General features: G+C 73.5%; 16 protein-coding genes. 11 read left to right on the top strand and 5 right to left on the bottom strand.

The window, feature by feature from the left end:
* Positions 1-53: 53 nt before the first annotated feature.
* Complete coding sequence (locus ABH925_RS26200) at positions 54-3,407, bottom strand: CHAT domain-containing protein (RefSeq protein WP_370151391.1); 3,354 nt, start codon at positions 3,405-3,407, stop codon at positions 54-56.
* Positions 3,408-3,508: 101 nt separating this feature from the next.
* Here ABH925_RS26200 and ABH925_RS26195 point away from each other — a divergent pair, with 101 nt between their 5' ends.
* Both ABH925_RS26195 and ABH925_RS26190 read left to right on the top strand, forming a co-directional pair.
* On the top strand, positions 3,509-4,243 hold the full coding sequence (locus ABH925_RS26195) for a hypothetical protein (protein WP_370151389.1): 735 nt from the start codon (positions 3,509-3,511) through the stop codon (positions 4,241-4,243).
* 54 nt (positions 4,244-4,297) lie between these two features.
* Positions 4,298-5,053: a Crp/Fnr family transcriptional regulator gene (locus ABH925_RS26190; RefSeq protein WP_370151387.1), complete on the top strand. Its 756-nt coding sequence runs from the start codon at positions 4,298-4,300 to the stop codon at positions 5,051-5,053.
* A gap of 6 nt (positions 5,054-5,059) precedes the next feature.
* Here the strand turns inward: ABH925_RS26190 and ABH925_RS26185 are convergent, their stop codons facing one another.
* Together ABH925_RS26185 and ABH925_RS26180 are read right to left on the bottom strand one after the other, a co-directional pair.
* The gene (locus ABH925_RS26185; RefSeq protein WP_370151386.1) at positions 5,060-5,878 is read right to left on the bottom strand and encodes a hypothetical protein; all 819 of its coding nucleotides are present in this window, start codon (positions 5,876-5,878) and stop codon (positions 5,060-5,062) included.
* Between the two features lie 112 nt (positions 5,879-5,990).
* The gene (locus ABH925_RS26180) at positions 5,991-6,527 is read right to left on the bottom strand and encodes a hypothetical protein (protein WP_370151384.1); all 537 of its coding nucleotides are present in this window, start codon (positions 6,525-6,527) and stop codon (positions 5,991-5,993) included.
* Positions 6,528-6,700: 173 nt separating this feature from the next.
* Here ABH925_RS26180 and ABH925_RS26175 point away from each other — a divergent pair, with 173 nt between their 5' ends.
* The 7 genes from ABH925_RS26175 to ABH925_RS26145 all read left to right on the top strand — a co-directional run bounded on the left by ABH925_RS26175 (position 6,701) and on the right by ABH925_RS26145 (position 15,386).
* The gene (locus ABH925_RS26175; protein WP_370151382.1) at positions 6,701-7,171 is read left to right on the top strand and encodes a hypothetical protein; all 471 of its coding nucleotides are present in this window, start codon (positions 6,701-6,703) and stop codon (positions 7,169-7,171) included.
* Between the two features lie 51 nt (positions 7,172-7,222).
* A complete protein-coding gene (locus ABH925_RS26170) occupies positions 7,223-7,537 on the top strand; it encodes a hypothetical protein (protein ID WP_370151380.1) in 315 nt (104 codons plus the stop codon).
* Positions 7,538-7,542: 5 nt separating this feature from the next.
* A complete protein-coding gene (locus ABH925_RS26165) occupies positions 7,543-7,818 on the top strand; it encodes a hypothetical protein (RefSeq protein ID WP_370151378.1) in 276 nt (91 codons plus the stop codon).
* A gap of 13 nt (positions 7,819-7,831) precedes the next feature.
* Positions 7,832-9,064 (top strand): ATP-binding protein, encoded by a 1,233-nt coding sequence (locus ABH925_RS26160; RefSeq protein WP_370151377.1) that lies wholly within the window; start codon positions 7,832-7,834, stop codon positions 9,062-9,064.
* Between the two features lie 253 nt (positions 9,065-9,317).
* Complete coding sequence (locus ABH925_RS26155) at positions 9,318-11,816, top strand: Hsp70 family protein (protein WP_370151375.1); 2,499 nt, start codon at positions 9,318-9,320, stop codon at positions 11,814-11,816.
* The gene (locus tag ABH925_RS26150; RefSeq protein WP_370151374.1) at positions 11,809-13,800 is read left to right on the top strand and encodes a dynamin family protein; all 1,992 of its coding nucleotides are present in this window, start codon (positions 11,809-11,811) and stop codon (positions 13,798-13,800) included. Before ABH925_RS26155 ends, ABH925_RS26150 begins: the two co-directional genes overlap by 8 nt.
* A gap of 41 nt (positions 13,801-13,841) precedes the next feature.
* Entirely contained in the window at positions 13,842-15,386 is a 1,545-nt protein-coding gene (locus ABH925_RS26145; protein ID WP_370151372.1) for a dynamin family protein, read from the top strand.
* Positions 15,387-15,432: 46 nt separating this feature from the next.
* Here ABH925_RS26145 and ABH925_RS26140 read toward each other — a convergent pair whose 3' ends face one another.
* Together ABH925_RS26140 and ABH925_RS26135 are read right to left on the bottom strand one after the other, a co-directional pair.
* The gene (locus tag ABH925_RS26140; RefSeq protein ID WP_370151371.1) at positions 15,433-16,434 is read right to left on the bottom strand and encodes a sigma-70 family RNA polymerase sigma factor; all 1,002 of its coding nucleotides are present in this window, start codon (positions 16,432-16,434) and stop codon (positions 15,433-15,435) included.
* 153 nt (positions 16,435-16,587) lie between these two features.
* Positions 16,588-17,349, bottom strand: a complete 762-nt coding sequence (locus ABH925_RS26135) for a hypothetical protein (RefSeq protein ID WP_370151369.1) — start codon at positions 17,347-17,349, stop codon at positions 16,588-16,590.
* Positions 17,350-17,557: 208 nt separating this feature from the next.
* On the opposite strand from ABH925_RS26135, the gene ABH925_RS26130 reads away from it, so the two are divergent.
* Complete coding sequence (locus ABH925_RS26130; protein ID WP_370151368.1) at positions 17,558-20,389, top strand: CocE/NonD family hydrolase; 2,832 nt, start codon at positions 17,558-17,560, stop codon at positions 20,387-20,389.
* On the top strand, positions 20,386-21,285 hold the full coding sequence (locus tag ABH925_RS26125; protein WP_370151367.1) for an ABC transporter permease: 900 nt from the start codon (positions 20,386-20,388) through the stop codon (positions 21,283-21,285). The genes ABH925_RS26130 and ABH925_RS26125 overlap by 4 nt, the downstream gene beginning before the upstream one ends.
* Positions 21,286-21,320 lie beyond the last annotated feature (35 nt).

Below are 21,320 nucleotides of genomic sequence, written 5' to 3'. Positions count from 1 at the left end.
TCGCTCGTAGCCGCCGACGCCCGGCGGGGCGACGGCGGCGCGCGCCGGCCGGCTCAGGCGCCGGTGTGCAGGTGGGCGGCCCAGCGGGTGGGGTTGGTGAAGCGCTCCTCGCGGCGCTGGGCGCGCACCGCGTGGTGCAGGGCGAGGGCCGCGCCCGCGTAGTCGGGCTGGGCCCTGCCCTGGTCGGTGAGGCGGGTGTAGACGTCGACCGCGACCTCGTAGGCGATGTTGTCGTCCACCGGCCACAGGGTGCCGATCACCCCTCGGAACCCGGCCAGGTGGAAGGCCGCCGTCAGATGGACGGCCTCGTCGGCGAGTTCGGCACTGGTCGCGGTGGTCGAACAGGCCGAGAGGTAGGCCAGGGTGGCGCCGGTCAGCTGCAGGTCGTTGATCGCCGCGACGGTCAGCGGCGCGGCGCGGTGGTCGGCGAGGATCAGTCGGCCCGCGCCGGGGTCGACCGGATCGGCCACCCCGTGGCCGGCGAAGTGGACCACCGAGCTGCCCGGCAGGGCGTCCAGGACCTGCGCCCGGCGCGGATCGTCCAGCACCCGGACGGACGGGATCAGCGCGCGAAGGGACCGGCTCTCCGCCGCTGCTCCGCGCAGTGTGCGGAACGGACGCACCTTCGGCGCCGCGACGACCAGCGCCTCGCGGCTCGCACGGAGGGCGGGCGCCCCGTCCCGGGCGCGGGCGTCGGCCAGCGCGCGGGCGGTGGGGGTGTAGGAGGAGACGGCGCGGTCCAGCGCGGCGATCCGGCGCGGCTCGCCGTCCAGGGGACCACGCTGCGGATCCACGCTGCCGTGGTGACCCGCCGCATGCAGCGGAAGCTGGGCGACGGCACCGACCGGGCACCACCAGATCCGTGGCAACTGCTCGGAGCGCGCCGCGCCCGCGTTCACCGGGTTGGCGCCGTCCGCCGGATCGGCGGCGGCGGCCGAATCGCCCTCACCGGCACCGGTGCCGCGTCCACCGTCGTCCACTCCGGAAGTGGCGGCATCGGTGACCGCGGTGGCGGCAGCCGCGTCGACGGCGCCCAGCACCGGCTCGGCGATCGCGTCCCACAGCCGGCCGCAGAGCTCGGTCGCCTCCTCCTCGGTCGCGCCGCGTCGCAGCAGCGCGGTCCAGCGGGAGATGTCAGTGGGGGCCAGCCCCGGGAGCGGGACCACGGTCACCGGGCTGAGGCCCGGTGCCAGCAGCAGGGCGTCGCAGCGCGACGGGTCGGCGTAGAGGTAGACGACGGTCCCGCCCTCGGCCGCGCGGGCCAGGGTCGTGACATCCGGCGGACGCAGGAAGTCGGCGAGTTCCGGCACCGCGCGGATCTCCGCGAGCAGATCGTCCCACTCCTGCCGCGCCTCACGGCGCTGATCGGTGCGCAACTCCCGGGACGAACGCGCGCCATGAGCCGCAGGGCTCTCCTGCCCGCTCTCGAACCACTGGCTGTCGGTGTCGGACTCCAGTTGCTGGATCCGCGTCCGCAACTCCTGGAAGCGGTCGAACAGTCGGCGGTCCCGACGGCGCAGCCTGGCCGCCTCGCCGCTGCGGGCGTCCAGCGCGTCGGCGACCAGGATGCCCCGGGTCTGCTCCAGCAGCTCGACGGCGCGCGCCGGCTGCCCCGCGTCGACCGCGGCGGCGGCCGCCTGCGCGGGCAGTCCGGACAGCAGACCGGTTTCGTACTCACGGTCACCGCGCGAGAGCTGACGTGCCGCCAGGGACGGCAGCAGCTCGACGGCGGCCTCGATCGCGGCCAGGGCGGCGCTCCGGTCGCTGGCCGCCGTGCGAGCGGCCTCGTCGGCATCCGCTCCCGCCCGACCGTCCGCCCCGGCTTCGGCCCGACCGGCAGTGCGGCTCAACAGCCTGGCCAGCGTGCGGTAGGCGCGGACGCGCTCGCGGGGCGGGGCGATGTCGGTCTCCGCTGCCGTCCGGGACTGCGCCCGCGCCTCGCGTTCGGGCTCCGGATCGCCGGTGCGCTCCGCGACGTCGATCAGGATCGCGGCCAGGTTGCTGCGGTGACCGGCCGTCAGGGGGTCGTCGACCTGGCCCAGCGACACCGCGTCGCGGGCCTGCGCGAGCGCCCCCCGCAGGATCGCCACGCCCTCCGGGCCGTCCGTCCGCCCGGCGAGGTCCTTGCGTACCGTGGCCAGATTGCCCAGGTAGCGTGCGCGTTCCGGATGCCCGGGGGGCGTCGCGTCGACGGCCCGCGAAGCGTGCGAGACCGCCTCTGTCAGCAGCTCCACGGCGCCGGTGTGCTCCGCCTGGGCGCGCAACGCGCAGGCGAGGTTGTCCAGCCGCACCGCCAGGCCGACGTGGTCCGGCGGAGTCGCGTCCACCGCGCGTCGCCCTGCCTCGACCGCCATGGCCAGCGGTTCCGGGCGGCCGGAGCGCGCGGCGAGATCTCCCAGCAGCAGGCAGAAATTGGACAGATAGCCCCCGTACCGGAAGTCCTTCGGCCCGACCGCGGTCGCCGCCTCCCCCATCACCGCGCAGGCGTCCTGCAGCAGCACCAGCTCCCCGGAGCGCAGCCATGCCTCCCGCAGTGCCAGGGCCAGGTTCGACAGTGCCGGGGGCCGGTTCGCATGCGGCGGCGGCAGCAGGGCGACGGCCTCGCGCAGCCGGTCGACCGCCTCGCCGAGCAGCGCGCCGTCACCGGTGCGCGCGCTCAGCAGCCGGAGCAGCGCCGCACTGTTGAGCAGGGCTTCGGCCCGCTGCCAGCTCTTCGGCGGGGTGGCGTCCACGGCGGCACGGCCCAGGTCGACCGCCTCCCAGAGCTGGGCGAGGTTGCCGGTGCGGCCGTACTGCCCGCGCAGCGCGGTGGCGAGGACAGACATCGCTCCGCCGCGTTCCCCCGGCGGCAGCGCGGCCACCGCCTCGCGGGCCCGGAGCACCGCCTCGTCCAGCAGCGTCGGCGCATCGCGCAGCTCCGAGGCCACCCGGAGCGCCGTGGCCAGGTTGGACAGCATGCCCCCTCGGCGCGGGTCGTCGCGTCCGGCGATCCCGACCGCCCCGCGCAGCAGCGCCGTCTCCTCGTCGAGCAGCGCGGGATCCGCTTCGCGCTCGTAGAGCATGTGCAGGGCGACCGCCAGATTGGACATCGCGACAGCCGGCTCCGGGTGGCCCGGGAGTCCGCTGGCCACCAACTCCCGGCCGGTGCCGACGGCTTCGCGCAGCGGCTCGATCGCCCGGGTCACCGCGTGCAGGGTCATCAGTGCGCCGACCAGATTGGTGAGCGGGACGGCCCGGTCGGGGTCGTCCTCGGGGAGGGCCCGGGCAGCGGCCTGGAACAGGTCGACGGCCCGCCGTAGCGCCTTCTGGTCCCGGGTCCCGGCGAACCGTCCCATCAGATCGACGCCCTCGTCGATCCACGCGGCGACCGCGTCCCCGTGGTTCTCGTGTCCGTTCCCGTCAGACATTGCAATTCCCCCAGTGCTCCAGGAATATGACTGTGCATCTGTGACATCTCGGACAGTCGGTAGGTTGTCCGACATGCAGCGCGCGAAGGGATACGGCGACCGTGGCAGACCCTTTGGCGGAGCCCGACGAGGACGACGACCTCCCGGACGGACTGATCCGGCTGGACCTGATGGACGAGGTGGAGGCGGAGGACCGGTCCGACGGCGACTCGCGCTTCGTCCGCGCCGCGGGGATCGGCTACCTGACGCCGGTGCTGTCGACGGTCCCGCCGGACGACTTCCCGCCGCTCACCCGACGGCGTCCCGGATTCGACCGGCTGCGGCACGTCATCGTGCGGTTCGCGTTCATGGTCGAGGACCTGGCGCCCCGCTACGGCTACGACTGGGCCCGCCTGGTGGTGCTGCTGGACACCCCGGACGCGGTCGTCAGGGCGCAGCGTCCGATGTGGACCACGGTCGACTCCGAGTCCGAGCAGACCAGGACGACGGAGTTCTCCTCCACCCTGGACGGCCTGCTCGCGGTCCGTGCCGCACAGACCCGGTCGGTCAGCACGAAGCGGCCGGAGCAGCGCCCGATCGTCACCGCGGAGAACCGGGGTGCCGACGGCTTCGGCTGGAAGTACCTGGCACAGCCGGGCGCGCCGCTCCGGCCGCGCCTGGAGCACACCGACGCGCTGATCGAACTCCCGTGCAGTGCCAGCGAGTTGCTGCTGCGGCTGGACTCGGAGGCGCAGCTCAGGGTGCGCCGCTACGGGGTGTTCGAGACCACACGGGCGGCTGCGCAGCAGCCCCAGCGGCGGTTCGTGCTGCCGCTCGGGTCGCCGCCCGCCCCCTAGGCCGGTCGACCTGAGAGCCGCCTGGCCGCACCCGTTCGGCGAAGGGCCACACACGTGAAGAGCGACGACGGAACGCCACAGCACCACGGCTCCTCCCAGCCGTGGGGCGCGCACCGCTGGAACCACCAGCAGTGGCCGCGTGCCACCCTGCTGGGCGGACTCGGTGACAGCGGACGCCGGACCCTGCTGTCGCTGGGGACCCTGGTGCAGTACGCCGACGCCGGCGAGGTGCTGGTGCGCGAGGGCGAGCAGGCCGCCGTCGTCTACCTGCTCATCGACGGGGTGGTGAAGGCCACCGGGCTCACCGAGTCCGGACGTGAGGCGCTGCTGGCGATCCGGATGGGCGGGGACCTGGTGGGCGAGCTGGCCGCGATCGACGGCGGGACCCGCTCGGCGACCGTCACCACCTGCGGCGCCGTGGTCGCCCGGTCGATCAGGATCGCCGACTTCCTGGACTGCCTGCGGCGCGGTCCCGACATCGCGCACGCGGTGAACCGCGCGGTCGTGGGGAAGCTGCGGCACGCCAACACCCGCCGGGTCGACTTCTACGGCTACGACGTGGCCACCAGGGTCGCCCGGGTGCTCTTCCACGTCGCCGCGACCTACGGGGACCGGGACGGCAACCGGGCACTGATCCGCTGGTCGCTGACCCAGCCCGAACTCGCCAGCCTGGCCGGGGCGGCGGAGCCCTCGGTGCAGAAGGTGCTGCGCCAGCTGCGCTCGCTGGACGTGGTGTCGACCGGCTACCGCTCGCTGACCGTGCTGGACCTGGACCACCTGGAGGCCATCGCCTTCTCCCAGGAGCGGTGACCGCGCCTAGAGTTCGTATCCGCCGGCGCCGAAGAGCTCCTCAAGGACGGACCCGGGCTGCGGCCCCGACTGCGGCCCCCCTTCCGGCTCCGGCTGCGGCCCGGACGCCGACGGCGCGGGCACGCCCGGCGACCCGGCGGGGGTCGACGTCGGTGCGGGCGGGACCGCCCGGGACGCCTCCGGCTCCGGAGACGACGGCGCACCGGCGGACGCCGTGGCACCCGAGGCCGCCGGGGGCACCACGCGGCCGGGGACGTGGATCCAGCCGACCCCCGCGTAGTCCTTCACCCGGAGCTCATGGCGCTCGAACGCGTCGCCGGGCAGCGTGTGGTGACCATGCATCAGCACATCGCGGTACACGCCGTCGGCCGCGACCAGGACCAGATCGGCGCGCGGGTTGTCGATGAGCGCGGACCTGGTCGGCGCGGCGTCGCACATCCGGAACACGTCGACCACCGCACCGCCCACGTACCCGTGCGCCGCCGTGAAGACGACCCCCTCGTGGACGGCCACCCGAAGCCGGATCCGGGCCTCGGCGGACCGGAGCCGGTTGACCGTGGCCAGGCCGGTGATCAGGGACCGGACGAAGGCGTCGATCAGCCGCGGGTCGTCGACGCTTCCGCCGGTCGGCAGCAGGGCCAGGCCGCCGTCGCCCTGTTGCTGGAACCGGCAGTCCCCGACGGCGAGTCCGGCCGCCGCGCAGGCGGAGTCCAGCAGTTCGGTCAGCCGGCTCTGCGCGTCGAACTGCGAGAACTGGTCCCGCCGACTGTAGCTCTCGATGTCGTAGGCGACGCACAGTCGGCGGTTCCCCGCGGGTACGGACATCGTCAGGCACCTTCCCTGGTTCCCGCATTTCGGCACAAAGGTGCTGCTGCGTACGAGGGTTCTGCTGCGTGCGAGGGGTGCTGCGGCCACCGTAGCGGGACGGTGGCCGCACTCACCACCATCGCTGCAAGCCACTGCCGCCACCCACCCCAGGGGCGGCGACGGTGCGCAGCCAGCCGGCCGCCGAGGCGACCGGCCGCCACCCGTCCCCCGGCAGGCCCTCGGCGCGCAGGTCCGCGAACAGGCTGTCCGAGACCACCACCGAGACCGTCGCCTCCCGTTCGGCCTGGCAGACCATCGCCGTGACGGCCGGGGCCAGGACCAGTTCCCTGGTCCTGGCCACGCCCGTACCCCCGAACCCGTCCCCGACCACCCGGATGATGCCCACGTGCACGGCCATCAGCACGGGTCCCCCCGGTCCGGACGGCCGGGCCCTGATCCGGCCGTGGAGCTCCTCCAACAGGTCCCGGATGAGCGCGATCTCGTCGACCCCCGGCGGCGCGACCGCGACCTCGATCCCCCGGCCCGGTTCCCCCAGCAACTGCAACCGGTCGAAGCCGCCCATCCGGCAGGCGGAGGCCAGCAGGTCCGAGGCTCCGGACGACACGGCCAGGCACAGCCGCCGCACCCCGGCATGACGCTCGATCATGGTGCCCCCTCTCCTCCGGCCCCCTGACTCCACCGTGGCCCGCTCCAGCCGACCGCATCCCGTCGCAGTACGGGGTCGCGAAAGAAGAATCTCTCCCGGATCCCGTACGGAGACGAGGTCTCAGGACGGCGACGGGACCAGGGTGGAGTGGAGATCAGGAAGCGAGGTGCCTCATGACCGAGTACGACAGGACTGCGCACAACAGGAACGAGCCCGACAGGGACGTGCCCGAGCAGCGGCCAACTCCGGGACATGCCATAGCCGTCGGCGTCGGCGCCGCGGTGCTGCGGGGTCTGGCGCAGGGCGTGAGCCGGCTGCGCGAGAAGAACCAGGAGCTGACCGACGTCTGGTCCGCACTGCGCGAACGGCGGCCCCCGACCATCGACACGCTCACCTACGAGCAGGTCGTCGCCTTCTTCGTCAGCGAGCGGCCGCCGACGCCCGACGTCCGGGCCGGTGCGGCGGTGCGCCGGGTCGAGGACGGGCAGCAGGTGGTGCACCTGGTGTTCCTGGACACCAGGGGCCGGCCGATGCTGGGCGGGCTGCACGGCCCCGCCGCGCCGTCCCGGTCCTACCAGGTGATCCGGATGGACGACGAGCTGGCCGACGCGTTCGGCGACAAGGACGTCCTGCTGTTCGGCTGAGCGCAGCCCGCAGCCCCGGAGAAGCTCAAGCCCGCAGAGAGGAGTACCACCGTGTTCGACCCCATCTCCATCGCCATCATGATCGCCATCGGGGCGCTGGCCACCGGCGCGGTCTATGTCGCGCTGCTCACCCTGGACTACCTGATCGACTGGTTCCGCGACCGCGCCGCCTCGGTCCAGTCCAACCCCGAGGCGCTGGCGGTGACCGTCGCCCAGGAGCTCAGCAGCGGCCGCGTCAACTACGTGCAGGGCATCTTCGACCAGGAGAACGGCTCCTTCATCGAGGCCCGCCGGATCAGGACCGACGCGGTCGACGACCAGGTCCGCCAGGCCCACACCGGCAACCGCGTCACCGTCTGGAGCTGAGCGCCGTGGAACCCGTCACCCTCGCCCTGCTCCTGCTCGCCGGACTCGGCACGGTCAGCCTGCTGACCTGGACCGCCGTGCGCTCCTGGCTGACCCGCAAGCGGGCGGTCCAGGCCGACCTGATCCGTACCGCGCTGGAAGACGGCAGCGTCAACGTCGTGGTGATCGGGCTCCGCGACGACGGAGCCGAGGCCGCCCGCCGTACCTGGCACACCAAGCAGCTCGACCCGGACCTGGCGGCGACCTTCGGCTACCGCGACCAGGTCCGGGTGACCGTCTGAGGAGGATTTCCCCATGACCACGGACCGGCACCGCGCACTCGACACCCCGCCGCCCGAGCTGCTGCGCTCGCTGGGGCCCGGCTTCTCGGTGCAGGGCATACCCGCCGACGCCCCACCGGTGGACGCCGCCATGCTGCGCTCCCGGCTGATCTCGGCGGCGGACCACTTCAGCCGCCGCCATCCGACCGAGCGGCTGACGCTCACCGTCAGCGACCGGCCGCTGCCGCCGCAGACTCCGCCTCCGGCCGCGGCGCCGGGCTCGGCCACCGCGCCGGGCGGCAGGCCGCTGGACGCGGACGGAATGTCGGTCGAGGAGCGCGCGGCCTGCTTCACCGCCGTCGAGCCCCGCTACGGCTTCGACTTCCTGGTCCTGCCGGAGGAGGTGATGGACCGTCTGCTGCTCGCGGTGGAGACGGTGACGCTGCGTCCGCTGCTGTTCGACACCTGGAACCTGCGCAGCATCGAGCCCTGCCCCGGTTCCGCGGTGAACCTGCACGGCGACCCCGGCACGGGCAAGACCCTGGCCGCCCACGCGGTGGCGCAGCGGCTGGGACAGCGCATCATCCACACCAAGTTCTCTCAGTTGGAGAGCAAGTACTACGGCGAGGGCCCGAAGAACCTGGACGCGCTGTTCCACGCCGCCCGCGCCCAGAACGCGGTGCTGTTCGTGGACGAGGCCGACTCGCTGATGTCGCAGCGCTTCGAGACCACCAGCCAGGGTTCGGAGCACGCCGCCAACGCCATGCGCAGCGAGCTGGTCATGTCGCTGGACGCGCACGAGGGCCTGGTGATCTTCGCGACCAACCTGGTGCGCAGCTACGACCGGGCCTTCGACAGCCGGGTGCGGCACATCCGCTTCCCGCTCCCGGACCTCGCCGCGCGCACCGCCATCTGGCAGCGGCACCTGCCGCGCGAACTACCGCTGGCCGACGACGTCGTGGTGGCCGAGCTGGCCACGGTGGAGGGGCTCTGCGGCCGGGAGATCCGGCAGGCGGTGATCGACGCCGCGACCGCGACCGCCCGCGAGGGGCGGGACCGGGTCCGTCAGGCGGACCTGCTGACGGCGACCGAGTGGATCAGGAAATCCCGGATCCGCGGCGTCGCCTCCGAAGGCCCGAGCGCCGCGGAACCCGCCAGAGCGGAGCCCGCCGGGGACGGCGTCGTCGGCTCCCCCGCTCCGGCGGACAGTGCGACGGCGGCGCGGGTGGCCCTGGCCCTGGAGTCGCCCGGGCCCGACCGCGAGTGACCCGGCCGGTCGCCCGCCGGTCCCCAACTCCCGCTGCCACACTCTGGATTCATCGTGACGAACCACCCCACAACCGACCCGCCCGCCACTATCCTGTTGCCCCGGAAGCCCCCGGCCCGCCCACCGTTCCGGCACGGCAGCGTCCGTGTCCGGCCGTCGATCAGCGCAGTGGATCCAGCGCACCGGTCCGGCTGCGCCCGACCGGCCCCATACCAGCGCGCAAGCACCCCAACGGTGGAGCGGGAGCACACGCATGAGTGACGCGGTCCTGGCAATCGACTTCGGCACCTCGGCCTCGTCGGCCGCCGTCGTGGCGGACGGCACGGTCCAGCCGATCCTGGAGCCCACCGGCCGCACCTGGTCCTGGCCCTCGGCCGTCTACCTCGACGGCGAGACCCTGCTGGTGGGCACACCGGCCGAGCGCCACAAGCGGGTCCATCCGGGCAACTACCGCAGCGAGTTCAAGCGCGATCTGGGCCAGGAGACGCCGATCCGGCTCGGTGACCGCGCCTTCACCCCGACCGAGCTGGCGACCGGCGTGCTGCGGGCCCTGAAACTCGAAGCCGAGAAGGTGCACGGACGCGGACCGATCACCCGTACCGTGCTGACGGTGCCGACCAGTTACGGCGGTCCGCACGATCCCCGCTGGCAGCGGATGATCGAGGCCGGCGAGGCGGCCGGGTTCCGCTCGGTGGAGCTGATCTTCGAGCCGGTGGCGGCGGCGCTGGAGGCCCCGGCCGGCAACCCGTTCCAGCGCGGGGACCTGGTCCTGGTCTACGACTTCGGCGGCGGCACCTTCGATGCCGCGCTGGTGCGCATCGGCGCGCACGGTCAGTACGAGGAGGTGCTGGGGCACCGCACTCTGGACGACTGCGGCGGCACGGACATCGACGCCGCGGTACTCCAGTGGCTGATCCAGAACGGATCCGACGAGCTGTCGGCCCTGCTCGACGCCCGCGGCCCGGACGGCACCCAGGACAGGCTGGCGGCCCTACGCGCCCGCATCGAACTGTCCACCCTCGGAACCCAGTTGAAGCATCAGCTGAGCGAACGCCCCTCCGCCGTGGAGCTGTTCGACCGGATGCTCGAACTCACCCTGGACCGGGGCACCTTCAACAAGCTCGCCGAGCCCTTCGTGGCCCGCACGGTGCGCTGCTGCGCCGAGCTGCTCGCCGAGGCGGAGGTACCGAGCGAGAGTCTGGCCGCCGTGCTGCTGGTCGGCGGCAGCAGCCGGATGCCGCTGGTCGGATCCGCGCTGACGGCCGAGTTCGACCGGCCGGTCCGCAGCGCCGGCGAACGCGAGTACGCGGTGCTGCGCGGCGCCGCCCGCTTCGCCGGCACCGCGCCGGACCGCTACCTCACCCAGGATCCGGACGACCCCGGCGAGCAGGCGGTTCGCTGGACCGTCCCCGGCGGCACCGCCGACCTGCTGGTCTGGCACGTCCCGGTCGGCCGGGAGTACCCGGCCGGCGCGGACCTCGCCGAGGTCCGACTGACCTCCGGCGCGATCCTGGGGCTGCGGGCCAGGGTGTCCGGCACCGTGCGCGCCCAGCACGTCCGTCCGGGAGACCGGGTCCACAGCGGCGACTGGCTGCTCACCGCCGCCCGCGGTTTCCAGCCCTGGCGCACCGGGCTGAACCAGCTGCTCGGGCCCCCGGCCGTGCTGGACGAGGCCGGGAGCGGGACGGCCACCGGAAGCGTCTACGTGTGCGGCCGCTCCGGGCGGGTGGACGCGCGGGTGGCGGCAACGGGCGCCCCGCGCTGGCGCCGTGACCTCGGCGTCGAGCTCACCGTCGCCCCCGCCGCCGCCGACGGACGGGTGTACGCAGGCCGCCGGGACGGTCGGCTGTTCGCGCTGGACGCCGCGACCGGCGCACCCCGCTGGCGCCGCCCCTACCAGGCCGGAGACGAGGTCGCCACCACTCCCGTGCTCGCGGACGGCCTGCTCTGCTTCGGCTCCAAGGACCGGAACCTGCACGTCCTGGACTGCGCCACCGGCGAGCTGCGGAAGCGGCTCCCGCTGCACTCGCCGGTCCGGTCGGTCGCCTGGGCCGCCGGCACTGCCCTGGTCACGGTGACCACGGACGGCCGGCTGACCACGGTGGACGCCCTGTCGGGACGCGTGCTCTGGTCCACGCCGGTGACGGTGCTGGGCACCCCCCTGGTCGTCGACGGCATGGTGATCGGGTGCTTCACCGACGGCACGCTCCGGGCCCTGGACTGCGCCGCCGAAGGCCGTCAGCTGTGGTCGGTCGCCTTCGGCGGCGCCGAGCGGGCCAGGGAGCCGAGGTTCAGCGTCGGCGTCCTCGCCCGGGACATCGCAGCCCGAGCCTTCGGGACGCCGCCGCTGCTGGCCTGCGACAGCATCGCCACCGGCTCGGCCCTGGTCCATCTCGCGGCCACCGACGGCTCGTTGACCTCGTTCGACCTCCGCGACGGCGCCGAGAGCCGGCGGCTGAGGGTCGCCGGGTCCGCCGGGCGGGGCCTGGCGGCCAGGGGCGGCGTGGTCTATCTCGGGTCGACCGACCAGCACCTCTACGCCGTCGATCCCTGGAGCGAGAACGGCCCGGCCGAAGCGCCCACCGTCCGGTCGTACCGGACCGGGGGCGAGATCCACTCCGCTCCGGTGCCGGTCGGTCCGGCGGTCCACGTGATCTCCGCCGACGGCTTCCTCCACGCGCTCGACGCGTACACCCTGCAGGGTCCGGGACCGAGCCATCCCGGCGACAACGGCGGTGGCAGTGATGCCTAGACCGGGCTACGACGCGCTCCGGGACGAGGCACTCGCGCTCTTCACCGAGCTGGTCGCGACCGCCGACCGGGCCGGGGCCGACGAGGCCGAGCAGCGCCTGGTCGCGGCGCGGCGTCGGCTGAGCGAGGGCAGGCTGACGGCCGTGGTCTGCGGGGAGTTCAAGCGCGGCAAGTCCAGCCTGCTCAACGCGCTGCTGGAGGAGCCGGGGCTGTTCCCGGTGGACGACTACTACGCCACCAGCCTGGTCACCACGGTGGAGTACGGGCCGGAGGAGGAGATCACGGTCCTGCTCGCCCGCGTACCCACCGACGACGGCGGCAGCAACAAGGACGGCGACGCGGACGTCGGCGGCGACGACGACGTGGACGGCGGCTTCGAGCAGCGGACGGTCACCCGCGCCGAGCTCGCCGACTACGTCACCGAGGCCGGCAATCCCGGCAACGGCAAGGGCGTGCAGGGCGTCGCGATCAGGATCCCCAACCCCCGGCTCGCCTCCGGCCTGGTGCTGGTGGACACCCCGGGGGTGGGCGGCGTCCACGGCGCCCACACCACCGCCACCCACGCGGCACTGCCGGGGGCGCATGCGATCCTCTTTGTCGTCGACGTGGATCCGATGAGCGAGAGCGAGCTGCAGTTCCTGCGCCGCGCCGCCGACGCGGCCAAGGTGACCGAGGAGCGGGACGCGCTGTTCTTCGCGCTCACCAAGATCGACCTGGTCGACGACTACGACGAGCTGCTGGCCGACACCCGGCGCAAGCTCGCGGACAGCACGGGCAGGACCGAGCAGCAGGTGCGGCTGATCCCGGTCTCCAGCCACCTCAAACTCGACTCGGTGGCCAGTGGCGACCCGGACGAACTCGCCATGAGCAACTTCGGCGAGCTGGAGGCGGTGCTGTGGAGCGCACTGACCCGGCGTCAGGCCAAGGTGCTGCTCAGCGACGCGCTCACCACCCTGGACGACTCCGCGCTGGCTCTGCTCCGGCCGATCGACGCGGAGATCGACGCGCTGCACACCCGCCAGGCCGACGCCACCCAGACCCTGGACCAGGTGCTCGACGCCCTGGAGAGCCGGCTGGCCACCCTGGATGCCGGCGACGCGACCTGGTACGACGATCTGTCCGGCGAGGTGAAGGAGCTGGCCGGCACGGTCAAGTCCACGACGCTGAAGGGCGTCGACGCGATCTGGCGGCGGCTGGAGACCCGCTATCTGAGCGACGACGAACTGCTGGAGAACACCGACCGGTTGGTGGACCGGCTGGTCGACGACGTCTCGACCGAGATGGCCAACGCCAAGCTGCACCTGGACGAGGGCAGTGCGGCCCTGCTGCGCGCCTTCGCCCGGAAGAGCGAGCTGGACATCGGCCGCTCCGGAATCGACGCCCTGCCCGACCCGCCGGTCCCGGACCTGCCCGACGACTCCTGGCCGCAGTCCGCGCAAGGACACAGGCCACTGCTGCGGACCTACAACAGCAGCACCAAGAGGGCGACCCAGACCGGGATCGGCATCGGCATGGGCCTGGGGCGCGTCGTCTTCCCCTTCCTGATCCCCATCCCGGGCATCGGCGCGCTGGTCGGCACCGGCATCGGCCTCGCCGTCGGCGGCCTGGTCGGCAGCGCCATCGACCTGCGCAGCGCGCTGAGGGCGGAGCAGGCCAAGAACCAGGACGCCCGGCGGCGGATCCTGACGAAGGAGCTGACGCCCTGGTACGAGAAGCAGCGACGGCACATCGAGAGGTCCATCGACGCGGTCGCGGAGAGCTTCACCCACGCCATCGCGGCCGAACTGCGGAGCCGCATCGTCCAGGCCCGGCACAGCGCGGAGGACGCGGTGCGGCGGGCCCGCGAATCGAGCCGGAGCGACGTGACCCAGGCGCGGGCCAGGGAGCCGGTCCTCGCGGCCGAGCGCGCCCCGATCGCCGCGCTGCGCGACCGCGTCGCCGAGCTGAGGCAGGCCACCGTCGCACTCACCGGCGGCGCACCGTGACCGGCCGGCCGAACGGGGACGGGGGCAACCTGCGGCGCAGGGTGGATGCCGCCCTGGGACGGGCCGTCGGACTGCTCCCGGAGGACGTGGCCCTGGCCGAGGCCCGTGCCGCGCTGGCGGAGCAGCGGCGCCGCTTCTCCGAGCCGATCCGGGTCGCGCTGGTGGGCAGGGTCAGCGCGGGCAAGTCGACGCTGGCCAACGCGCTGCTCGGCGGCCGCTACGCCGCCACCGGTGCGACCGAGCTCACCTACAACGTCAACTGGTTCCGCAACGCTCCCGGGGCGGGGCTGACCATCCATCACCTCGGCGGCCCGGTCGAGCGCGTGGACCCGCCGACCGTCGCGGCCCTGGTGGCGCTCACCGCCCGCCGCCGCGAGGCGGACCAGGGCTTCCTGGCCGGTATCGACTACCTGGAGTTCGCCCACCCCAATCCCAACCTGGCGATGTTCGACCTGATCGACACCCCTGGACTTGACTCGGTCTTCGCCACCGACTCGGCCACCACCCTCCGCGTCCTGGGCCTGTCCGAGGACGGGGTGCGCGCCACCAGCCTCAGGCACGCCGCCGAGGCCAACGCCCTGGTGCATGTGCTCTCCTCGCGCGGTCAGGCGGCCCGCGAGGAGGAGCTGCTGGGCGACTTCCACCGGGCCGGGCCCGCGCTGACCAGCCCGGTCACCGCCATCGGCGCGCTGACCAAGGTCGAGCGCTTCTGGAGTCCGGACCGGGAGGACGTGCTGGCCGTGGGGCGCCGGGTCGCCGGACGGCTGATGCGTGAGGGCCGCGCGGACCGGTCGCTGTACGAACTGCACCCGCTGGCGAGCCTCGTCGGTGCGGCGGCGGCCACCCTCGGCCCCGAGGACTTCGACGACCTCGGCGCCCTCGCCCACCGGCTGAGCCGGGAGACGCTGGTGCGGCGGGTGAAGTTCGGGCCCGGCTTCGCCGGCGGCGGCCACCAGGACCTGCCGGTCCCCCCGGAGCGACGCAGGTCGCTGTTCCAGCGGCTCAACGCCTACGGCATCGTCCTCGCCTGCGACCTGATCCGCGACGACGTCCCCGATCTGGACGCGCTGCGCCGGGAGCTGTACCACAGCAGCGGCCTCTCCGCCTTCCGTACGCTCCTGGTCGACCACTTCGGCCGCCGGGCGGACCTGATCAAACTCGATCGCCTGATCGCCGAGATCAACGCCCAGGTGGCCGCCGCGAAACGCGGAGCGCGGGCTCCCGGCACCGACTGGGTACGCTCCGTCCTCGACCGCGCGGCCGTCGAGGTCACCCGGATGGCGTTCCAGGAGCGCGCCTTCGACGAACTCACCGTGGTCCACGACTACTACGCGGACGCCCTGACCTTCAGCGACCAGGACGCCCTGGAGGCGCTGCGGATCGTCGGCGAGCGGGGCACCTCCGCTGCGGAGCGCCTCGGCCTGCCCGTCACCGCGTCCCGGGCCGAGCTCGCCGCCCACGCGCACGCCTCGCACCAGCGCTGGGCCGCCCTCGCCAACGACCCCGGCTACGGCGGGGCGACCCGGCGCGCCTGCCGGGTGGTCCAGCGCAGCGTCGACGCCCTGATCGAGGAGCTCGACCGCTGACGGCCGGCGACCGCTGCCGGCCGGGACCGCTCGGCCGCCCCTGGCCCTAGAGCCGGGGCGGCAGCCCGAACCGGGGGAAGAGCCGGTCGGTGTCGAGGAAGGCGTGCACGCCGGTGATCCGGCCCTCGGCTATCTCCAGCACCGTCAGTGACCACGGGGTGTGGCCGTCGCCGTCCTCCGCCCTGCGGTACTGGCCGAAGGCCGGCATGCCGTTGGCGACCACCGGCAGCAGCCGCGAACCCCGGCAGCCGCTGCCGGTGCCCAGCATCCAGCCGCGGATCTCGTCGTGCCCCTGGAACCACATCGGGTACGGCGGCATCGTCAGCATGGCGTCCTCGCGCAGCAGCGAGGTGAGCGAGTCCAGGTCGTAGCTCTCGAAGGCGGCCAGGTAACGGGCCAGCAGCTGCCGCTGGGACTCGTCCATGGGCCGCACCGGGTCGGCCGCGCTGACGTCGCGGTCGGCCAGCGTCGAGCGGGCCCGCTGCAGCGCACTGTTCACCGAGGCGACGCTGGTGTCCAGCAGCTCGGCGACCTCTGCGGCCTGCCAGGCCAGCACCTCGCGCAGGATCAGCACCGAACGCTGGCGCGGGGCGAGGTGCTGCAGCGCGGCGACGAAGGCCAGCCGCACGGTGTCGCGCAGCGCGGCGACCTCCGCCGGGTCGCCGGTCTCCGGCACGACCCGCTCGTCCGGGGCCGGGCCGAGCCAGGCCGTCTCCGCCAGCGGCTCGGCCAGCGGCGCGGAGGCGGAGTGCGGCGAGCTGAGGTCCATCGGCCGGGCCCGGCGCTCGCGGCCGCGCAGCTGGTCCAGGCAGGCGTTGGTGGCGATCCGGTACAGCCAGGTACGCAGCGAGGCGCGGTTCTCGAACCGGTCGTACGCCCCCCAGGCCCGGACCATGGTGTCCTGGACCGCGTCCTCGGCCTCGAAGAGCGAGCCCATCATCCGGTAGCAGTAGCCGGTGAGCTCCACCCGGTACCGCTCCAGCTGCGTGTCCACCGGCTCGGCTCCGGCCGGTGTGGCGGCCTTGGTCCTGACTGTGCCCTCGCCCATGTCCGGGCCCCCTCTCGACCTCGCTGTGCCTGCCACGCCAGCCTAGGACGAGGCACTGACAGTGGCACGGCAGCGACGACGGCGCGGCGCGCCTTGGATGGCGCGATCCGGCGCGGTTGGCGCGGTCGGGGGAGGGGCCCGGGGTGCGGACGGTCAGGCCTCGGCGGCCGCCACGTCCCCGGTTGCGGCGCTGGTCACGTCCTTGCGGGTGACCGCCAGGAAGCCGACGCAGCCGATGATCAGGACCAGCAGCACCAGGCTGACCGGCCCGGTGCCCCAGTTCAGACCGCCACGGGCGTGCGAGACCCCCATCCAGTCGGCGAACGACGCGCCGAACGGGCGGGTGATGATGTAGGCACACCAGAAGGCGAAGATCGCGTTCAGGCCCAGCTTCCAGTGCGCCAGTCCCGGCAGCGCGAAGAGCACCGCGAACACCACGCCCGAGGTGAAGTAGCCCAGGTGGAGGGTGGTCGCCGTCATGTCACCGGTGGCCGTGCCGAGGGCGAAGGTGGCGATGATCGTGGCCCAGTAGAAGGCCTCCCGGCGCGGGGTGTGGATGCTGTGGATCGACAGCGTCCCCTCCGAGCGGTACCAGAGCAGGAAGATCACTGCCAGGACCACCGCGAAGCCACCGCTGGACACCACGTACGGCACGCCGAACTGGACGTGCAGCACGTCCGCGCACATCGTGCCGAACACGCTGACCATCACCACGGCCGCCCAGTACACCCAGGGCTGGTAGCGGCTGACGAAGAACTGCAGCCCCAGCACCCCGGCCAGCACCAGGCCGGCCAGCGCGACCACGATCACCGGGTCGTAGGTCTTGACCAGGAAGTCCGAGGTGGTCTCGCCCATGCCGGTGGTCAGCACCTTGGCGATCCAGAAGTAGACCGTCACCTCCGGCACCTTGCTCATGGCGTGCCGGGCATGCCGTCCAGGAACCGCCGGCCGGTCCTGACGGAGTTGATCTGTCGTCATGGCGGCTAAGAATGGCACATCATCCTTAACCGTCCCCTCTTACCTTCGCGCCGCCGTCCGGGCTCCGGCGCCCGGCGTACGGGCGGCGCGGGGCGATCAGACATACTGCGCATGATCTCCATCCTCAGCGACGAAGGGACCGCGCATGCCTCTGCGACCGCTGCGCCTGCTGCGCGCCGCACGGCCACGCGGGAGGCGCGCGCTGGTGCTCGCCGTGGTGCTGGCGCTGCTGGTGGGGATCGGCGCCTGGACGGCGGTGGCCTCCGGCGGACCGGTGGCGGTGCACCAGGAGAACCGGTTCCTCTCCTTCCCCGAGGCGCCCGGCAGCAGCGCCACGGTGCAGATCGACACCTCCTTCTTCACCACCGGCAACCCCACGGTGCGGCGTCCCGCCGTCCTGCTGGCGCACGGCTTCGGCGGCAGCAAGGACGACATGCGGTCCGAGGCGCAGGACCTGGCCCGGGACGGCTACGCGGTGCTCACCTGGTCCGCCCGTGGATTCGGCCGATCCACCGGCCGGATCGGGCTGAACGACCCCACGGCGGAGGTGGCCGACGTCAGCGGCCTGATCGACTGGCTGGCCACCCGCCCGGAGGTGCGGCTGGACGCGCCGGGCGACCCGCGCGTCGGCATCGCCGGCGCCTCCTACGGCGGCGCGGTCGCACTGCTGGCGGCGGCGTACGACAAGCGCGTGGACGCCATCGCGCCGGAGATCACGTACTGGGACCTGGCCGACGCGCTGTTCCCGAACGGCGTCTTCAAGAAGCTCTGGTCCGGGATCTTCTTCAGCACCGGCTCGACCAGCGGCACCACCGGCCCGGCCGGCACCACCACCGGCAGCACGGCAGCGGGTACGGGTACGGCGGCCACGGACGGCACCGGCGCGGCCGGGGGCTGCGGCCGGTTCACCCCCGAGCTGTGCGCGATGTACCAGCGGGTCGCCGTCGCCGGGAAGCCGGACCCGGCGGCACGCGCCTTGCTGGAGGCCCGCAGCCCGTCGGCCGTGGGCAACCGGATCAGGATCCCCACCCTGCTGCTGCAGGGCCAGACCGACTCGCTCTTCCCGCTCGACCAGGCCGACCGGGCGGCGCAGACCGTCAGGGCCAACGGCGCCCCGGTCTCGGTCGACTGGATCGCCGGCGGCCACGACGGCGGCAACCCGGAGACCGCACGGGTCGAGGCGCGTACCGAGGCCTGGTTCGGGCACTACCTCAAGGGCGACAGCGGCGTGGACACCGGACCGGCCTTCCGGGTGTCCCGTACCGGCGGGATCGACACCACCACCGCCACGGTCACCCTCACCGGGGCCACCAGCTCCCGCTATCCGGGCCTGGACGGGACGGCGTCCCGGGAGGTCCCACTCACCGGCGCGGCGCAGACCTTCGCCAACCCGGCCGGCGCCGGGCCGCCCGCGATCTCCGCGCTGCCCGGCCTGGGCGCGCTCGGGCAGTTGTCCGGCCTCGGCGGCGGCCTGTCACCGGCGCTGGACTTCCCCGGCCAGAACGCCCGCTTCGACTCCGCGCCGCTCAGCTCCGATCTGCGCGTCACCGGGTCCGCGAGCGTCCGGATCCGGGTGAGCGCGGACACCGACGAGGCGGTGCTGTTCGCCAAGCTCTACGACGTCAGCCCCAACGGACAGCAGACGCTGCCCGCGCAGCTGGTCACCCCGTTCCGGGTGACCGGCGCCCGGGCCGGCGCCGAGGTCGAGGTACGGCTGCCCGCGATCGACGCGGACATCCAGGCGGGGCACCGGCTGCGGCTGGTACTGGCCTCCACCGACCTCGGCTACGCCTCGCCGACCGCGCCCGCCGAGTACACCGTGGCGCTGGCCGGTCCCCCGCTGAGCGTGCCGGTCGACCCGCAACTGAGCACCGTCCCGGCCCCGTTGCCGTGGTGGGTGTGGGGACTGCCGCTGCTGGCGGCGCTGCTGGCCGCCGCCCTGCTGCTGACCGGCCGCCGCCGCGTCCCCACCCTCCCCACCGGCCCGGCCGCCCGCACCGACCAGGCCGACCGGCAGCCGACTCCGGACCCGATCGGCCCGATGAGCCCGCAGGACCAGCTGATCCCGCTGCGGATCAGTGGGCTGACGAAGCGTTACCACGGTGCGGCCGACCGGTACGCGGTCCGCGACCTCTCGTTCCGCGTCGAGGCAGGTCAGGTGCTGGGGCTGCTCGGCCCCAACGGCGCCGGCAAGACCACGACGCTGCGGATGCTGATGGGCCTGATCCGGCCGGACAGCGGCGAGATCCAGGTCTTCGGACAGGTCGTCCGGCCCGGATCCGACGTGCTGGCGCGGGTCGGCGCCTTCGTGGAGGGCCCGGGTTTCCTGCCGCACCTGTCCGGCCGGGCCAACCTCGACCTGTACTGGCGGGCCACCGGGCGTCGCGCCGAGCAGGCACACACCGCCGAGGCGCTGGCCATCGCCGATCTGGGTGAGGCGGTGGAACGCCCGGTCCGCACGTACTCGCAGGGCATGCGGCAACGTCTGGCCATCGCTCAGGCGATGCTGGGCCTGCCCGATCTGCTGATCCTGGACGAGCCGCTGAACGGCCTGGACCCGCCGCAGATCCGGGAGATGCGCGAGGTCATCGTCGGCTACGCGGCTACCGGGCGCACCGTCATCGTCTCCAGCCACCTGCTGGCCGAGGTCGAGCAGACCTGTACGCACCTGGTGGTCATGGACCACGGCCGGCTGGCTCAGGCCGGTCCGGTGGCCGAGATCACCGGCTCCGGCGACACGCTCGTGGTCGGTACGGCGGATCCGGTGTCGGACACCCTGCTCGACAAGGTCGCGGCCCTGCCCGGCGTCGAGGCCGCCGAGCGCACCGACTCCGGGCTGCTGATCCGGCTTGACGGGACGTCAGCCGACCGGCTGCTGGTCGAGCTGGTCCGGCTCGACATCCCGGTGACCAGCCTCGGACCGCACCGCCGCCTGGAGGACGCCTTCCTCACCCTGATCGGAGGAACCGCCCGATGAGCGCCGAGCAGCCCGTCACCACCGAACCCGCCGCCGCCCAGCCCGCGCCCGCCCAACCGGGGCCCACGCGGACCGCCGCCTGCCGCGCGCTGCCGCTGCGGGTCGAGGCGGTACGGCAGTTGCGCCGGCGGCGCACCATGGCGATGGCCGCGCTCGTGGTCGCGCTGCCGCTGATCATCCTGCTGGCCTTCCAGGTCGGCGGCAGCCCGGGCGGCGAGCGCAACCAGGTGACCTTCCTCAGTGTGACCACCGGCTCGGGCCTCAACTTCGCCGCCACCTGCCTGTTCCTGTCCGCCGGGTTCTTCCTGCTGGTGCCGGTGGCGCTGTTCTTCGGTGACACGGTCGCCTCCGAGGCGAGCTGGTCCTCGCTGCGCTACCTGCTCGCCGCCCCGGTGCCCAGGAGCCGGCTGCTGGTCAGCAAGCTGGGGGTGGCGGCGCTGTTCAGCACCGTGGCGACGGTGGTGGTCCCGGTGGTGGCGCTGGCCGCCGGCACCGCCGTCTACGGGTGGGGCCCGCTGCAGCTGCCCACCGGCGGCTCGATCCCGGCCGGGACCGCGGTGCAGCGGCTGCTGATCGCCGTCGGCTTCGTGCTGGTGTCGCAACTGGTCACCGCCGCGCTGGCGTTCTGGCTCTCCACGGTCACCGACGCGCCGCTGGGAGCCGTCGGCGGGGCGCTGGGGCTCACCATTCTGGGCAACATCCTGGGGCAGATCAGCGCCCTCGGCAGCATCCGGGACTTCCTGCCCAGCTACTGGGCCTACTCCTGGGTGGACGCGCTGCAGCCGCAGCCACAGTGGGATGGCATGCTCAAGGGGACCTCGCTGTCCCTCAGCGGCGCGCTGGTGCTGACCGCGCTGGCGTTCCGTCACTTCCGCGCGAAGGACGTGGTGTCCTGACGCCACCGTGGTCCGGTGACGACAGCGTGTCCTGC

Origin of the sequence: Streptacidiphilus sp. EB129, assembly GCF_041262645.1 — a bacterium.
Taxonomy (GTDB): domain Bacteria; phylum Actinomycetota; class Actinomycetes; order Streptomycetales; family Streptomycetaceae; genus Streptacidiphilus.
Note: the sequence above shows the minus strand (reverse complement) of the source record. Positions and strands in the feature narration are given on the sequence as shown.

What these genes read in the sequence shown, in the direction of transcription:
- ABH925_RS26160 (WP_370151377.1), top strand. Translation starts at nt 7,832, where the DNA reads ATGACCACGGACCGGCACCGCGCACTCGACACCCCGCCGCCCGAGCTG.
- ABH925_RS26140 (WP_370151371.1), bottom strand. Translation starts at nt 16,434, where the DNA reads ATGGGCGAGGGCACAGTCAGGACCAAGGCCGCCACACCGGCCGGAGCC.
- ABH925_RS26200 (WP_370151391.1), bottom strand. Translation starts at nt 3,407, where the DNA reads ATGTCTGACGGGAACGGACACGAGAACCACGGGGACGCGGTCGCCGCG.
- ABH925_RS26125 (WP_370151367.1), top strand. Translation starts at nt 20,386, where the DNA reads ATGAGCGCCGAGCAGCCCGTCACCACCGAACCCGCCGCCGCCCAGCCC.
- ABH925_RS26150 (WP_370151374.1), top strand. Translation starts at nt 11,809, where the DNA reads ATGCCTAGACCGGGCTACGACGCGCTCCGGGACGAGGCACTCGCGCTC.
- ABH925_RS26135 (WP_370151369.1), bottom strand. Translation starts at nt 17,349, where the DNA reads ATGAGCAAGGTGCCGGAGGTGACGGTCTACTTCTGGATCGCCAAGGTG.
- ABH925_RS26180 (WP_370151384.1), bottom strand. Translation starts at nt 6,527, where the DNA reads ATGATCGAGCGTCATGCCGGGGTGCGGCGGCTGTGCCTGGCCGTGTCG.
- ABH925_RS26155 (WP_370151375.1), top strand. Translation starts at nt 9,318, where the DNA reads ATGAGTGACGCGGTCCTGGCAATCGACTTCGGCACCTCGGCCTCGTCG.
- ABH925_RS26175 (WP_370151382.1), top strand. Translation starts at nt 6,701, where the DNA reads ATGACCGAGTACGACAGGACTGCGCACAACAGGAACGAGCCCGACAGG.
- ABH925_RS26130 (WP_370151368.1), top strand. Translation starts at nt 17,558, where the DNA reads ATGCCTCTGCGACCGCTGCGCCTGCTGCGCGCCGCACGGCCACGCGGG.
- ABH925_RS26185 (WP_370151386.1), bottom strand. Translation starts at nt 5,878, where the DNA reads ATGTCCGTACCCGCGGGGAACCGCCGACTGTGCGTCGCCTACGACATC.